We start from the raw sequence: 14,318 nt of genomic DNA on the forward strand, positions 1-14,318 counted from the left end.
GAGCCGTGCGCGTTGTCCCGCGCGGCCGCCGCTTCGGTGCCCCGAGGTCCCCGGTCAGCGCGTGTTCGCGATTCGGTGGACCACGAACAGCGTACCAAGATTCGGTCATCCGTCTGCAATGTGGGATCATCGACTACATAGGGAGATAGACACTCGACTCCCCACTCGGTGGTCGCGGTACCGAGACCGGACTCCGGCCCCGCCCCAAAGAGGGAAAACAGCAGACGGCAGTATGACCTCGGACGCTGAACCCGAAGACTGAGGAGGCAGGCCCTCGCCATGACGGAACTGCTCAGCACGAACCCCCGTACGGGAGCGAGCGTGCCCACGGGCATCACCCCCAGCACGCCCGACGATGTGAACGCCGCGGCGGAACGCGCCGCGACGGCCTTCAACGAACTGCGTCGATGGAGTCGCTCGGAGCGCGCGGCGCTGCTGCGTGCGATGGCGGAGGAGCTGGAGTCCCGCACCGACGCGATCGTGGAGACCGCCGACGGCGAGACCGCGCTCGGCTCGCCGCGCCTGAACGGCGAACTGACACGCACCGGCTTCCAGTTGCGTCTCTTCGCCGAGACCCTGGACGAGGGGAGCTACCTCGAGGCGTCGATCGACCACGCCGGCGACACCGCGATGGGGCCACGGCCGGACCTGCGGCGCATGCTGCTCCCCCTCGGCCCGGTGGCGGTCTTCGGCGCCAGCAACTTCCCGCTCGCCTTCTCGGTGCCCGGCGGCGACACCGCTTCGGCCCTCGCCGCCGGCTGCCCCGTCGTGGTCAAGGCGCACGAGTCGCACCCACTGACCTCGCGGCTGTGCGGCGAGGCGCTCAGCGCGGCGGCGACGCGCGTCGGAGCCCCCGACGGCACCGTCCAACTCGTCTACGGACGGGAGGCGGGCGCCCAGCTCGTCCAGCATCCCGCGATCGCGGCGGTCGGGTTCACCGGCTCGCTGAACGGCGGGAAGGCCCTGCTGGCCCTCATCAACCAACGCGAGGACCCGATCCCCTTCTACGGAGAGCTGAGCGGCCTCAACCCCGTCGTCGTCACCGACGCGGCGGCGCGGGAGCGGGCCGAGGAGATCGGGCAGGGGCTCGCCGGCTCCTACACCTTGGGTTCGGGCCAGTTCTGTACCAAGCCGGGCCTGGCCTTCGTCCCCGCGACGCCCGACGGCGACCGCCTGGTCGACGCCCTGTCCGGCGCCACGACGGAACGCCCGGCGCACCTGATGCTCAACGAGGGCATCCGCGCCATGTTCGACCGGGGAAGCGAGGCCATGGCGGGTGTCGACTCGGTGTCGGAACTCGCGCGTGGGGAGGCCGCGACCGGGGACGCGATCGCCGCCCAGGCGGTGGCGTTGAGCGTTCCGGCCGACCAAGTGGACGAGTCCCTGACGGCGGAGTGCTTCGGCCCCCTGATCGTGGTGGCGCGCTACCGGGACGAGAAGGAACTGCTGGCCGCGCTGGACCGGCTGGAGCCCTCCCTCACGGCGACCGCGCACCTGGAGGAGAACGAGGCGGAGGAGCGGGCAGGGGTGCTCGACGCACTGCAGCGCCTGTCCGGCCGGCTGGTGTTCAACGGCTTCCCGACCGGTGTGGCGGTGTCGTGGGCGCAACACCACGGTGGTCCGTGGCCGTCCACCAACGCGGTCCACACCTCGGTGGGGCCGACCGCCATCCGTCGGTTCCTGCGTCCGTACACCTGGCAGAACGCACCCGCCGCCGCGCTGCCGTCGGAGCTTCGCGACGGCGCGTCCGAGGTTCCGCGCCGGGTCGACGGGAACCTCGTGCTGCCCGACCGGGGATGAGCATGATCATCCGGTGAACCGCGCGACCACCTCCTCGGGGTCGACCACCTTGGTGTTCTGGGCGGCGGCGATGAGCCACCGCCCTCCGTCCTTCACCAGGACGTGCATCGGGGTCCCGGGGAGGCGGTCGGGGTTCTCCCGCACGCCGGCCTCCAGGTCGCCGGCCGCCACCAGCTCGTCGTCCAGCCGGTCACCGCCGCGGGTGATCGGCCGCTGCCGGATCTTGACGGCCGCCACGTCGTCGCGCAGGAACTGGATGTGTTCGATGTCGAAGGTCGCGGTCACGGGCGCGTCGACGGACGGCGGCAGGACCGTGCGCGTGAACGTCTCGATCGCGTCCCTGGTGGGCAGTAGTTTCCCGTGGGCCGTCGTCCAGATCGCCTCTCCGGCGAACAGGTCCAGGAACTCCTCGGCCCGTGCCCGCTGCTGCGCGGACTGGAGTTGGCCGACGAGGGTCTCGATCGCGGCCAGGTCAGCCTCGGACGGGATTCGGCCACCGGTTGTGTAGGCCATGACGTCCTCCGTTCTGGAGTTTTCCGGACGGTCATGCCCACCCTGTAACTTCAACTTAACTCGAGGTCAATGCCGCCGGTGGCGCGACGGCGGTCCGTCGCGCCACCGGCGGAGTCACAAATCGCGCCGGGTCATCCCCTCAGCGCAGGTGATCGCGCTGCGCGTGGTAGAGATTCCCCGGTGAGATCCCGGGCGTTCCGTAGCTCTCCAGGCGGCTCTCCAGGTCACCGGTGAAGTCCGGCCCGGGGATCTGACCGAAGTCACTGACCTCGGAGATGCCGACCGTCGCGCTGCGGGGCGCGATCTCGTCGATCCGCACGCACCCGGCCCGTCCGTTGGTGACCGTGACGTTCCAGTGCGCGAACCTCGCCCCCAGCAGCGGCCCCTGTTGGGCCGCGCCTCCGTGCCGCCCGTCGTTGTTGACGACGATGTCGGTGCGCACGTTGCCGAAGGGCAGGCCCCGGTGGCTGTCGAAGGTGCCGTTGTCCATCCGCCCGTTGGACCACACGTTGCCCGAGGCGAGGCCCTCGACGTTGATGCCGTGGTGGATGGCGCCGTCCGTCAGCTCCGTGGTGGCCTCGTCGATGACGAAGTCGTCCACGACGTTGTCGTGCGACTGCTCCCGACAGATGTAGGAGTGGTGTCGCGCCCTTCCCGACACCACCGTCCGGGTGAGGGTCACGTTCTTGGCACAAGTGAACACGAACCCGTTGTCGCCGTCGCGCACCACGAGGTCGTCGCCCCAGCAGTCCCAGGCGCACTGGAAGATGACCCCGTTGTGACCGGGGTCCTGGAGGTGCGTGGCCTGTTCGGCCTCGGGCATCTCGATCGTGATGCCCTCGACCCCGACGCCGGTGACCACGGGCCCGGTGGTGGTGAACGCCGGCTCCCACTCGGGGCGCACGTCCAGGGGGAGCGGTTGGGCGAGTTCGACGACGTCGCCGTCGATCCCCGCGATCCGCACCGGCCAGGTGTAGGGAAGCGAACCCAACAGCCGGTCCATGTCCCCCCAGGGGTAGGTGAAGGTGCCCTCCACTTCCCCACACATGTGCCGGAGCAGACTGTGGTCGCCGTTGTCGTCCAACCGCAGCAGGACGCGCTGACCAACGCTCAGGGCCGCGGGGTCGGCGACCCGGACCGCGAAGTCGCCCTGTTCCGCCGGTTCGCTGATCCCGGAGAGCACGGTGTCGCCGGTCCAGCGCTCTGGGGCGACAGTGGTCCGCTGGATCTGGTCGACGAGCTCCGCGTAGCGGTCCCGGTGACAGACCCAGACCAGTCCCCCGGTCCAACACCAGGCGTTGCTGTCACCGCCGTGCTGGCTGCGATGCTCGCCGACGATGTCGGTGAGGTGCCGGGTGGGACGGAGTATCGTGCTGCCGCTGCCAACACCACGCAGCACGACGTCGTCGTATCCGATCCGGATCACGTCGTCGACGCGGTAGGTGCCCGCCGGCATGAGCACCACGCCACCTCCGGCCCGCCCTACGTCCTCGATCGCCTGGTTGATGGCGTCCGCGGCGTCGGCCGATCCGTCCTTCGCCGCGCCGTACCGCAGGACGTTGGCGGCGACCGCCGGCCGGGGCGGCGTCTCGCCGCCCCGGTATCCGGCGTGGGCCACGTTGGGGATCTGTGGGTGGGAGTAGGGCGTCTCCGTGAACTCCTGCCAGAGCCGTCCCGCTCCGCCTTGGTCGGCGTGCGCGGTTCCGGTGAACGTGACACCGGCCACCGCGGCACTACCGACGAGGAACGTCCTTCGTCCGATCATGAGTGGTCACTCTCCTTCACCTGCGTGGGGGGTCGCGGGAGTGGCGGCGTGACTCACCGCACCTCGTCGATGGCGTCGAGTGCCTCGCCGAAGTCGTCGCGGTACCCGTCCACCATGTCGGCGACGGCGTCCTGGAACTCGGCGACGTCCACGTCGTAGACCTCGACGCCGGCCTCCTCCATGATCTCGATCGACTCCTCGACCTCCGCGTCCCACAGGTCCCGCTGGTAGGGGATGGACTCCTGCGCCACCTCCCGCATCAGCTCCTGGTCCTCCTCACTGAGGGAGTCCCACAGGTCGGCGTTGATGAGGAGGACCTCGGGGACCCGCTGGTGTCCGTCCCGGGTGAAGTGCGTCGCGGTCTCGTAGTGGCCGCTGCTCACGAAGCTGGGTTCGTTGTTCTCCGCCCCGTCGATCACACCGGACTCCAGGGCGCCGTAGACCTCCCCGTAGTCCATGCTGACGGGGGAACCGCCCATCGCCTCGATCATGTCGGTGTTGACCGCGCCGGGGATGACCCGGATGTTCTGTCCGGCGAGGTCGTCCGGTGACTCGATGGGGGTGTCGGAGGTGTAGAAGTTGCGGGCCCCGGGCTCGTAGTAACCGAGCCCGACGTACCCGCCCTCGCGCAGTCCCTCCAGCATCTCGTTGCCGTAGTCGCTCTCCAGGAACCGCCACATGTGGTCGGCGTCGTCGAAGATGTAGGGCAGGGAGAAGAGCCCCCACTCGGGGACGAACTCCGAGACCGGGCTGGCGCTGACCCGTGTCATCTCCACGGCGCCCATCTGGACCTGTTCCAGGACGTCGCGTTCCTCGCCGAGTTGGGCGTTGGCGTAGGAGGTGACGTCGATGCGGCTGTCGGTCCGTTCCCGGAGTTCGTCGGTGAACCAGACTCCACCCAGGGTGGTGGGGTAGTCGTCGGGGTGGCTCTCGGCGAGTGACCAGGTGTAGCTGTCGTCACCGTCTTCGGCGTCACCGCCGCACGCGGTGAGCATCATGCTGGCCGCCAGACCCAGAACGGTGGCGGCCTTCCACGCCCCGGGACGGCGCGGTGCGTGCTGTCGGTGCGGAGGGCTGGAGGGGGTGGGGAACTGTGGTGCCATGGTGGCTCCAAGGGTGAGTAGTGGGAACGATGGCGCGCGGCGGGGTGTCCGCGCGGTGTGCGCCGGGGGTCGGGTGGGCCTTAGAGGTTCAGTACGGACGGGAGCCAGAGGGACAGCCCGGGGACGAAGGTGATGGCGAGGAGGACCACCACCATCGGTACGTAGAAGGGCAGGACACCGCGGGTCGCGTCCTCGATGGTGGTGCGCCCGATGGCGGCGCCGACGAACAGCACGCCGCCCACCGGGGGCGTGATGAGACCGATCCCGAGGTTGAGCATCAGCATGATGCCGAACTGGATCGGGTCCATGCCGATGCTGGTGGCCACCGGCAGCAGGATGGGCGTGGCGATGAGGATGAGGGGCGCCATGTCCATGATCGCGCCGAGCGCCAGCAGCAGCAGGTTGATCAGCAGCAGCAGCACGATCGGGTTCTCCGACACACCGGTCAGCCCGGCGGTGAGGGCGGCCGGGATGTGCAGCACCGTCAACAGGTAGCCGAAGGCGCCCGCCGAGGCGATGAGGAACAGCACCACCGCCAGGGTCCGCATCGAGTTGGCGAGGACCCGCACCAGGCCCTTGAACGTCAGTTCGCGGTACACGACCATGGCGACGAAGAGGGCCCACACGCAGGCGATCGCGGCCGACTCGGTGGCGGTGAAGATGCCGGTGATGACCCCGCCGAGAATGATGACGGGGGTGAGCAGTCCGAGCGTCCCCTCCCACACGACGCGCGGTGCCTTACCGCGTGGGATCCGCTCCCCCTTGGGGTATTTGCGTCGCCGAGCGAGGATGTAGGTCGTGACCAGCAACACGGCCCCCAGGAGGAGTCCGGGCAGGATGCCGGCCATGAACAGCGCCCCGATGGACACTCCGCCACCGGCGGCCAGCGCGTAGATGATCATGTTGTGGCTCGGCGGGATGAGCACGCCCTGGATCGAGCTGGAGATGGTGACACCGACGCTGAACTTCGCGTCGTACCCGGTGCGCCGCATCACCGGGACCATCACCGAACCGATGGACGAGGTGTCGGCGACGGCCGAACCAGAGATGCCACCGAAGAAGGTGCTGGATATGACATTGAGGAGCGCCATCCCGCCACGCAGGCGTCCGATGAACAGGTTGGCGAAGTCGATCAGGCGTCGGGAGATGCCGCCGGCGCCCATGATCTCGCCGGCGAGGATGAACAGCGGAATCGCCAGCAGCGGGAAGGAGAGCAGGCCGTTGGTCATCTGTTGGCCGATGAGGGGCAACGGGATGCCCAGGTAGAGCGCGGTGCTCAGCGCCGAGATCGCGAGACCGAGCGCGACCGGAATCCGCAACAGCAGCGACAGCGCGAACACGCCGATCAACAGCACGACTGCGAGGGGATCAACGATCATGCTCGCCCTCGACTCTCATGTCCTTGGAGGCGGCTTCAACCTCGGATTGTGGGGCTTGCGCGGGATCGGGCTCGGTGTCGACGTAGCGACGCGTGTCCATGCCGAACAGGTGCAGCACGCTGTACACGCTGATGAGGACGCCGGAGACGGGCATGGCGGCGTACTGCACGCCGGTCGGTAGACCCGTCGCTGGGAGGGTGTTGCGCATCATCGCCTGGGTGAAGTCCCACCCCTGGACGACGAGGTAGGCGCCGAACACCAGGAACGCGAGGGGAGTGAGGAGACCGATGACGCGGCGCGCGGGACGCGGCAGCCTGTCCACGACGAAGGTGACGGCGATGTGCCCGTTCTCCCTGACACCGATCGCGATCCCGAGGAAGCCGATCCATCCCAGGAGGACGAGCGCGATCTCCGGCCCCCAGCCGGGGCTCTGTTGCAGGATGAAGCGGCCGAACACCGTCCAGGTGATGACGACGACGATGGACGCCAGGGCGCAGAGCGCGAGCGCGTTGGTGGCCGTGTCCACGGCCCACAGCACGCCACGCGCGGTGCGTACCAGGGGGGACCGTCCCGATGTGGGGGGTCGTTCGGGTGCGTTCATGGCGACTCATTCACCTCCGTCGAGGGTCGGGGTTCCGTCGTGGGCCCGCAACGCGGTACGCATCGCGGTGAGACGCCGCCGCGACGCGAGTCCGGCGTGGTACATGTGGAACTCCGAGGCCCCGGCGACGGAGTAGGCCTCCAGGAGGCGGCGCATGTGGTCGGGATCCGCCGGCGTGGGAGGCAGGCCGAGGACGTAGGCGCCCACGTCCACGTTCGGTGGGGCCAGTGCCCGCAGGGCCGCGAGCTCCGCTGTCGCGGTCTCGGTGGGGGTCCAGCACGTACCGACCAGACAGTCGACCGCGGGGACGAATTGGGCCACGGTCGCGAACGGTCCCGTGGCCCAGGTGGCGGACGCGGCGTGCATCGTGACCCGTGTCCCCGGAGCGAGTTCCCGAACCCGTTCCACCAGCCGTTCCGCGAGGTCGGACACGAGGCTGGCCCGCAGTGCGCGGACCGTCTCCGCGTACTCCCCCAGGGCCTCCTCCACGGAGGCCGGCCGGGTGGGGCCGTCGACCCCCGCGCGGACGCGATCCGCCAACGCCTCGGGATCGACCCCGACGTCGGTGTACCGCGCCCGGCAGGCGCCACAGAAACACAGCGAGAGGAGGGCGAGCTCCACCGGGCCCCATTCCGCGCCGTCGGTCTTCTCGTGGTGGCCGCCGTGGCTCGCCCCCAACGGTCCGCACGCCTCCAGGACGACGCCGTCCGGCGCGGTCTGCCCGACGACTTCGGTGACGAGGCGTTCGCAGTAGTCGACGACGTCGGGGGCGGCGGGGCACAACGCGTAGCGGTAGCGGTCGCCGAAGGCGTTGCGCACGGTGAGGTCGGGGTGCTCGGTGCCCAGTCGGGTCGAGTGGGTCAGGACGACCCAGGCGTCGACAAGCAGTCCGGCGGCACGAAGCGCCTCCTGTGCGCTCCCGTACGGGTTCTCACCGTCGACCCACGGTGCCGGGGCGGGAACGAGGCGACTGTCCCGCCAGGCGTGGCGACGTACCGGGACGTAGGACGCGGCGTGCCGCACGTCGACCATCCGGTGCCGGGGGTGGTGGGGAGTGGCGGCGCGGGCCGAGTGATACGCGGCGGCCACCGCGACCCGTTGGGTCGAGAGTCCGGCGATCCGTTCCGCGGCGCCGGGATCGCCCACCACGTCCCAGGGATAGGTGTAGAACGTGCTCACCAGAACCCCCTCTTGGGCTGGAAGTCGGGCTCGAAGCGGCGCATGTACGTCGTGTCGTCCCGCCGGCGGATGTCACAGCGCTGGTACTGCTCGTGCAGCACGGCCAGGGCGTCGGGGTCGAGCTCGACGCCGAGCCCCGGTCCCTCGGGAACCGGGACCGCTCCGTCGACGAAGCGCAGGGCCCCGGGGGCGATCACGTCCTGACCGTCCTGCCACGGGTTGTGCGTGTCACAGGCGTGGGTCGGTTGCGGCACCGCGGCGGCGAGGTGGGTCATCGCGGCGAGGCTGATCCCCAGGTGCGTGTTGGAGTGCATCGACAGCTCGATACCGAAGGTCGCGCACGTGGCCGCCACCTGAGCTGAGCGCACCAACCCGCCCCAGTAGTGATGGTCAATGAGCAGCACACCGATCGCGCCGGCCGCCACCGCCGGGGGAAGGTGCTCGTGTGTGACGACGCACATGTTCGTCGCCAACGGCACGCGTACGGAACGCGCCACCTCGGCCATGCCGGCGATGTCGGGAGCCGGGTCCTCCAGGTACTCGACGATGCCGTCGAGTTCGCGGCCCACCCGGATGGAGGTCGCCGGTGTCCAGGCGGCGTTGGGGTCCAGGCGCAGCGGATGGTCGGGGAACGCCTCTCGCAGGGCGCGGACGGCCTCGATCTCCTGGTCGGGGGGCAGAACCCCGCCCTTGAGCTTGATGGAGGCGAAGCCGTAGTCGGCGACGAACCGGTGGGCCTGGTCCACGATTCCCGCTGGGTCCAGGGCCGGTCCGAAGGCGTCCTCATCCTCTCCGGGGTGTCGGCTCCATTTGTAGAACAGATAGGCGCTGTAGGGGACCGAGGGCCGCGCGGCTCCACCGAGCAGATCGACGACGGGCCGGCCGGCGGCCTTGCCCTGGATGTCGAGCAGCGCGACCTCGAAGGGGGAGTAGACGGCGTCCACGGTCTTCTGGTTGCTGCCCGCTCCGGTCAGCCCGTGCTGGTCGGTGGACACCTGCGCCCCGACACTGGTGATCACGCGGGTGTAGGCGGCGTGGAGCTGGTAGGGGTCGAGGCCGACGAGAGCCGCGGCGGCGTCGCGCACCTTGTTCAGATGCGTGAGGTCACCGTAGGTCTCGCCCAGACCGGTGAGGCCCTCGTCGGTGTGGACCTGGATGACGGTGCGCAGGGCCCAGGGCTCGTGCACGCCCGTCGCGTTGAGCAGTGGGGGGTCACGAAAGGCGACCGGGGTGACCGTGATGTCACGGATCCGCACTGGCTTACTCCTGTACGGTTCTCAGTCCGGCGGCGATCAACCGCTCCAGCGCGGCCTCGTGCTCCGGATTCGGGTCGGTCAGGGGAGCGCGCACACCGCCGGCGTCCAGCCCGCGCAGGCGTGCTCCGGCCTTCACCAAGGCGACGGCGTAGCCCGGAACGGTGTCGCGCAGTTCGGCCAGCGGGCGGTAGAACTCGGTGAGGAGGCGACGCACCGTCGCGTCGTCTCCAGCGTGCAGAGCCGTGTGGAATCGCATCGCCACTTCGGGCACAAAGGCGAACGCGGCCGACGAGTACAACGGAACGCCCGCCGCTTTGTACGCCGGCATCGACATTTCCGCGGTCGGTAGGCCGTTGAAGAACAGGAATTCCTCGCCGATCACATTCCGTACGGCGAGCACGATTCTCTGCATCTGTTCGATGTCGCCGAGGCCGTCCTTGAACCCAACAATGCTGGGTTCCCGCGCCAGCCGCACCACAGACTCCGGGGTGAAACGCGCGTTGTTTCGCTGATAGATGATGATCGGACACCGACTCGCCGCCGCGACCTGGCGGATGTACTCCAGCAGCCCTTCCTCGGCGCCGTTGACGAGGTAGGGCGGCATCAGCAGGATGGCGTCCGCCCCGGCTGCCCCGGCCCTGCGAACGCACTCCTGGGCGTGGGGCAGGGGACCGCCGGCGCCGGCGACCACGGGGACGCGCCCGTCCACCGAGGCGACCGCGGTGCGAACCACCTGCTCGTACTCGGACAATCCCAGTGCGTGGTACTCGCCCGTGCCGCACGCGGCGAAGACTCCTCCGGCCCCGGCGTCCACTCCTGCCGTCACGTGCTGACCCAGGACCTCAGGAGCGATTTCGCCTGTGGGAGTGAACGGTGTCAGCGGGAAGAACAGCAGGCCATCCAACTGCATTGACATCTCAATTCATGTATGTGAACAAAAGTCATTCTTGTGAACAGCGGCTAGAAATGTAAAATGCGGGTCAATCAGTGTCAAGAGGTTGTTCTCGCGACCTGCGATTACCCGGAGTGGGGATGGCATGGCGGTAAAGTCGGCTGACCGGACGGTGGAAGTCCTTGAGACACTGGCCCGGTCCAGTGCGCCGCTGTCCCTCGCGGAATTGCACCGAATACTCGGTTATCCGAAGTCGAGCCTGTACATGCTGTTACAGACCCTGGTGGACCGCCGCTGGGTGGAGACCGATTCACGCGGGTACAAGGTCGGGGTGCGGGCGCTGCTCGCCGGAACGTCCTATCTCGACCGAGATCCCGTGGTCCGGGCGGCGGCCCCCGTGTTGGACGACCTACGGGCCGAGGTCAACGAGACCGTCCACCTGGCCCGCCTCGACGGGGCGAACATCATCTACCTGGCCAGTCGGGAGTCCCAACACCACCTACGCACGGTCTCCCGGGTCGGACGGCGGCTCCCCGCGCACGCGACCGCGCTGGGCCGTTCGATCCTCGCCAACCGCCGCGACGGCGCGGACCTCGTGCCCGCGAAGCCCGAGGCTCTCAGCTCCCAGGGGCTCACCGACCGGGACGCGATCCTCGCCGAGCTCGACGCCGCGCGCACCGACGGCTACGCCAGCGAGAGCGAACAGACGGGGCCGGGCCTGGGCTGTCGCGCCGTGGTGCTCACCTACAACGACCCGGTGACCGACGCCCTGAGCTGCTCCGTCCCGCTGGCCCGCCTGAACGACGCCCACGGCGAACAGATCGTCCACGCGCTCCTCGCCGCGTCCCGCCGCATCACCGACCTGCTGACCCGGTAGAACGGGCACCACAGCGGATATCCGACCACCCGGACCGTCGACCCCGTCCCGCCCCCGCGCGGCCGTCGTACCAAGGAGAGCCCAACGTGACCGAACGAATCCTCATCACCGGCGCCGCCGGCGGCCTCGGCTCGCTGCTGCGTCCCCGCATGGCCCGTGAGGGGCGGGTGCTGCGACTGCTCGACGTCGCCGAGCCCGCGGCGCCCACTGACACCGAGGAGGTCGTGGTCGCCAGTGTGACCGACGTCGACGCGGTGCGCGAGGCGATGCGCGACGTGACGGCGGTCGTGCACCTCGGTGGGCACAGCGTGGAGGGGCCGTGGGAGGACATCCTGCACGTGAACATCCACGGGACCTACGTGGTGCTGGAGGAGGCGCGCCGGGCCGGTGTCGGTCGGGTCGTGCTGGCGAGCTCGAATCACGCCGTCGGCTTCACCCCGCGCCAGTCGGAGGTCCCGGACTACGTGTTCCCCCGCCCTGACAGCTTCTACGGAGTGAGCAAGGCGACGATGGAGGCGCTGGGCAGCACGTACCACGACAACTTCGGCATGGACGTCGTGGCGATCCGGATCGGGTCGTGTTTCGAGGAGCCCAAGGACGTACGCATGCTGGACCACTGGCTGTCGCCCGACGACGGGGCTCGCCTGTTCGAGACGTGCCTGTCCACCCCCAGCCCTGGGTTTCGTGTGGTCTGGGGCGTCTCGGACAACACCCGGCGCTGGCTGTCGCTGGACGAGGCCCGCGCCCTGGGATTCGAGCCGAAGGACGATTCGGAGGTGTTCGCCGAGAGGAAGATCGCCGCCGAGGGCGAGCCCGACCCCACGCGCCCTCCGCATGACATGCTCGGCGGTTACTGGCGTCTGCGGCCGGCCGACCCGGAGGAGCGGACGCCTCGCTTCGACCGGGGGTAGTCCCCGTCTCCTGACCGTGCGGGCTCAGCGGCCCAGGGCGTCCCTGAGCCCGGGGAAGACCCGCAGGGCGTTACCGGCGAGCACGTTCGCGAGCGTGTGGTCGGTCAGGCCCAGCTCGGCCAGCGCGTCGACGTTCCGACGCTGGCCGGGCATCCCGGGCCAGTCGCTGGCGAAGATCCATCGTGCGGCCAGCCGTTCCAGGTCGTGGCGGGCGTAGTACTCCGGGAGCTTCCTCGGCGGGAGGCCGGCGAGGTCGAGCCACACGTTCTCCCGGCTCAGGGCGAGGAACGCCGCGACGTCGTACCACCAGCCGCGCCCGCCGTGGGCGAGCACGAAGGTGAGGTCGGGAAAGTCCTCGGTGAGGTCGATGAGGGCTTCGGGGTTGCCGTATCGACTGCGCGAGCCGGGAAAGGTGCTGATTCCGGAGTGCACGATGACGGGGACACCCCGCTCCTGACAGAGCTGGTACCCGGGGTACAGATCGCGGTCGGACAGATCGAACGCGCCGTGCACCGGGTGGAGCTTCAGCGCGATCGCGCCCAGGTCGAGTTGCCGCTCGATCTCCTCGCCCACCGGATGGTGCAGGTGCGGGTTGACCGTCGCCACGAGGTGGAACCGGGCGGGGTCGTGGTCGCGGAGCGGCAGGAGGTCGTCGACGGGTTGGAGGCCGGTCGCGCGCGGACTCTGCTCACTGAACAGCAGCACCATGTCCACCCCCTCCCGGTCCAGGAGCTCCGCCATACGTTCGGGAACGACGTCCCCGGCGGCGTCGTACACCGAACGCCACGGGTGGTCCCGGGAGAACTCGTCCGCCCAGTCCAGCCACGGTTGACGCACCGTGGTCAGGCGGGGCGCGTGCACGTGGGCGTCGATGACGGTGTGTCCGTGCAACACATCTGCTCCTCGATCGTGGGCTGAACGTGCTCGCGCGGCGGAAACGCCGAGGACGTGGCTGGTGCGTGGGTCAACCGGCCGCGAGCGCCTCCCATACGCGTCGCGTGGCCGCGGCCCACCGCCGATGGCGGGTGTCGAAGAGGGCGGCGGCCTCCTCCCCGCGCCATCCCGTGGGCAGTAGATCGGCCGGCAACCGCGGGTCCAGGAACGGGAAGCGTCGCCACGCGTCGACCAGGCGGATCTGGCGCGCGAAAACGTCCTCGTCGCACCGCGGGTCAACGTCACGGAAGGCGCTGATGAACTCCTCATACTCCTTCGCGACCCCGGTCAGGTCCCAGGCTCGGGAGACCAGGTCGAGCTCCTCGCCGATCGCGCCGTAGGTGGCCACGAAGGACGTGGCCTCGGCGTCCAGACCGAGCTCCCGCAGCACCGCGTGCACCTCGGCCTCTCGGTCGGCGTTGGGCGTGACCCACACGCCCGGCGCGGGTGACCCCAGCCCCGCCCAGGTCAGGCGCTTGCGCAGGCGGTGACGCGCCTCGCGCTGCGGCTCGGGGACGGAGACGAGCAACACCAACCAGCGCCGATCCCAGGCATGTTCGCGGTGGCCGAAGGTGTAGATCCGTCGCGCGCCCTCGGTCAACAGGCGTCGACCGGGCTCGGTGACCTGCCACCGGACGCGCCGGCCCGATCGTTCGGAGACCAGCCAGCCCGCTCCGCCGGCACGCGCCAACGCCTGGCGCGCCGACTTCTCCTCGACCCCCACTCGACCGAGAGCCTGGACCAGGGCCGTGGTCCACGCCGGTTCGCCCGTGGGAACCACCAGCTCGCCCAGGATGGTCAGCAGAAGGGCCCGCGCGCTGGGGTCACCGATCCGTCGGGGCTGACGGTCGGCGATCGGCCGCCGGGAGGGCGGGTGCTGCCCCCGTGCCGCTGTCGTCACTGCGCACCTCCTCCGCGCCGGCCCGGGTCCGCCGCGTCGGCGGCCGCCCATTAGGTCAACTCCCGTTGTACCCCACTCCCTCTCACCCCGGTCCGTCCCGGGCTCCGTGCCGCCCTCGGCCCAACCGGCAGTCATTCTACAAAACATTGACGGGAAGCATAAATCTGTAGAAACTGAGAGAACGGACGGACGCGCCAGGTGACGCCAT

At 69.6% G+C, this 14,318-nt stretch carries 13 protein-coding genes; 3 read left to right on the forward strand and 10 right to left on the reverse strand.

All coding sequences use genetic code 11. The features are described 5' to 3' along the window. The first annotated feature begins 279 nt into the window (after positions 1–279). Positions 280–1,800, forward strand: a complete 1,521-nt coding sequence (locus tag J4H86_RS15040; RefSeq protein ID WP_236538197.1) for an aldehyde dehydrogenase (NADP(+)) — start codon at positions 280–282, stop codon at positions 1,798–1,800. Between the two features lie 6 nt (positions 1,801–1,806). Here J4H86_RS15040 and J4H86_RS15045 read toward each other — a convergent pair whose 3' ends face one another. The 8 genes from J4H86_RS15045 to J4H86_RS15080 form a co-directional block, all read right to left on the reverse strand. Then, a complete protein-coding gene (locus J4H86_RS15045) occupies positions 1,807–2,313 on the reverse strand; it encodes an SgcJ/EcaC family oxidoreductase (RefSeq protein WP_236538199.1) in 507 nt (168 codons plus the stop codon). A 139-nt stretch (positions 2,314–2,452) separates the two neighbouring features. After that, positions 2,453–4,078 (reverse strand): glycoside hydrolase family 55 protein, encoded by a 1,626-nt coding sequence (locus tag J4H86_RS15050; RefSeq protein WP_236538201.1) that lies wholly within the window; start codon positions 4,076–4,078, stop codon positions 2,453–2,455. Positions 4,079–4,131: 53 nt separating this feature from the next. Further along, positions 4,132–5,181, reverse strand: coding sequence for a TRAP transporter substrate-binding protein (locus J4H86_RS15055; protein ID WP_236538203.1), 1,050 nt, complete (start codon positions 5,179–5,181; stop codon positions 4,132–4,134). 80 nt (positions 5,182–5,261) lie between these two features. Beyond that, a complete protein-coding gene (locus tag J4H86_RS15060) occupies positions 5,262–6,560 on the reverse strand; it encodes a TRAP transporter large permease (protein WP_236538205.1) in 1,299 nt (432 codons plus the stop codon). Beyond that, positions 6,550–7,161 carry a TRAP transporter small permease gene (locus J4H86_RS15065; RefSeq protein ID WP_236538207.1) on the reverse strand — a complete coding sequence of 204 codons (612 nt, stop codon included), beginning with the start codon at positions 7,159–7,161 and terminating at the stop codon, positions 6,550–6,552. The genes J4H86_RS15060 and J4H86_RS15065 overlap by 11 nt, the downstream gene beginning before the upstream one ends. A gap of 6 nt (positions 7,162–7,167) precedes the next feature. Further along, the gene (locus tag J4H86_RS15070) at positions 7,168–8,340 is read right to left on the reverse strand and encodes a hypothetical protein (protein ID WP_236538209.1); all 1,173 of its coding nucleotides are present in this window, start codon (positions 8,338–8,340) and stop codon (positions 7,168–7,170) included. Continuing rightward, positions 8,337–9,596 carry a glucarate dehydratase family protein gene (locus J4H86_RS15075; RefSeq protein ID WP_236538211.1) on the reverse strand — a complete coding sequence of 420 codons (1,260 nt, stop codon included), beginning with the start codon at positions 9,594–9,596 and terminating at the stop codon, positions 8,337–8,339. Before J4H86_RS15075 ends, J4H86_RS15070 begins: the two co-directional genes overlap by 4 nt. A gap of 4 nt (positions 9,597–9,600) precedes the next feature. Beyond that, the gene (locus tag J4H86_RS15080; protein ID WP_236538213.1) at positions 9,601–10,506 is read right to left on the reverse strand and encodes a 5-dehydro-4-deoxyglucarate dehydratase; all 906 of its coding nucleotides are present in this window, start codon (positions 10,504–10,506) and stop codon (positions 9,601–9,603) included. A gap of 127 nt (positions 10,507–10,633) precedes the next feature. Between J4H86_RS15080 and J4H86_RS15085 the strand changes: the two genes are divergently transcribed. Both J4H86_RS15085 and J4H86_RS15090 read left to right on the forward strand, forming a co-directional pair. Continuing rightward, on the forward strand, positions 10,634–11,365 hold the full coding sequence (locus J4H86_RS15085) for an IclR family transcriptional regulator (protein ID WP_236538215.1): 732 nt from the start codon (positions 10,634–10,636) through the stop codon (positions 11,363–11,365). A gap of 86 nt (positions 11,366–11,451) precedes the next feature. Beyond that, positions 11,452–12,276 (forward strand): NAD-dependent epimerase/dehydratase family protein, encoded by an 825-nt coding sequence (locus J4H86_RS15090; protein ID WP_236538216.1) that lies wholly within the window; start codon positions 11,452–11,454, stop codon positions 12,274–12,276. A 24-nt stretch (positions 12,277–12,300) separates the two neighbouring features. Here J4H86_RS15090 and J4H86_RS15095 read toward each other — a convergent pair whose 3' ends face one another. Continuing rightward, a complete protein-coding gene (locus J4H86_RS15095) occupies positions 12,301–13,170 on the reverse strand; it encodes an amidohydrolase family protein (protein ID WP_236538226.1) in 870 nt (289 codons plus the stop codon). Between the two features lie 70 nt (positions 13,171–13,240). Next, positions 13,241–14,110 carry a PaaX family transcriptional regulator gene (locus tag J4H86_RS15100; RefSeq protein WP_236538228.1) on the reverse strand — a complete coding sequence of 290 codons (870 nt, stop codon included), beginning with the start codon at positions 14,108–14,110 and terminating at the stop codon, positions 13,241–13,243. Between the last annotated feature and the right edge of the window lie 208 nt (positions 14,111–14,318).

This window comes from Spiractinospora alimapuensis, assembly GCF_018437505.1.
Lineage (GTDB): Bacteria > Actinomycetota > Actinomycetes > Streptosporangiales > Streptosporangiaceae > Spiractinospora > Spiractinospora alimapuensis.

Coding starts and splice junctions, on each gene's coding strand:
- J4H86_RS15065 (WP_236538207.1), bottom strand. CDS start 7,161: ATGAACGCACCCGAACGACCCCCCACATCGGGACGGTCCCCCCTGGTA.
- J4H86_RS15045 (WP_236538199.1), bottom strand. CDS start 2,313: ATGGCCTACACAACCGGTGGCCGAATCCCGTCCGAGGCTGACCTGGCC.
- J4H86_RS15085 (WP_236538215.1), top strand. CDS start 10,634: ATGGCGGTAAAGTCGGCTGACCGGACGGTGGAAGTCCTTGAGACACTG.
- J4H86_RS15080 (WP_236538213.1), bottom strand. CDS start 10,506: ATGCAGTTGGATGGCCTGCTGTTCTTCCCGCTGACACCGTTCACTCCC.
- J4H86_RS15050 (WP_236538201.1), bottom strand. CDS start 4,078: ATGATCGGACGAAGGACGTTCCTCGTCGGTAGTGCCGCGGTGGCCGGT.
- J4H86_RS15060 (WP_236538205.1), bottom strand. CDS start 6,560: ATGATCGTTGATCCCCTCGCAGTCGTGCTGTTGATCGGCGTGTTCGCG.
- J4H86_RS15055 (WP_236538203.1), bottom strand. CDS start 5,181: ATGGCACCACAGTTCCCCACCCCCTCCAGCCCTCCGCACCGACAGCAC.
- J4H86_RS15040 (WP_236538197.1), top strand. CDS start 280: ATGACGGAACTGCTCAGCACGAACCCCCGTACGGGAGCGAGCGTGCCC.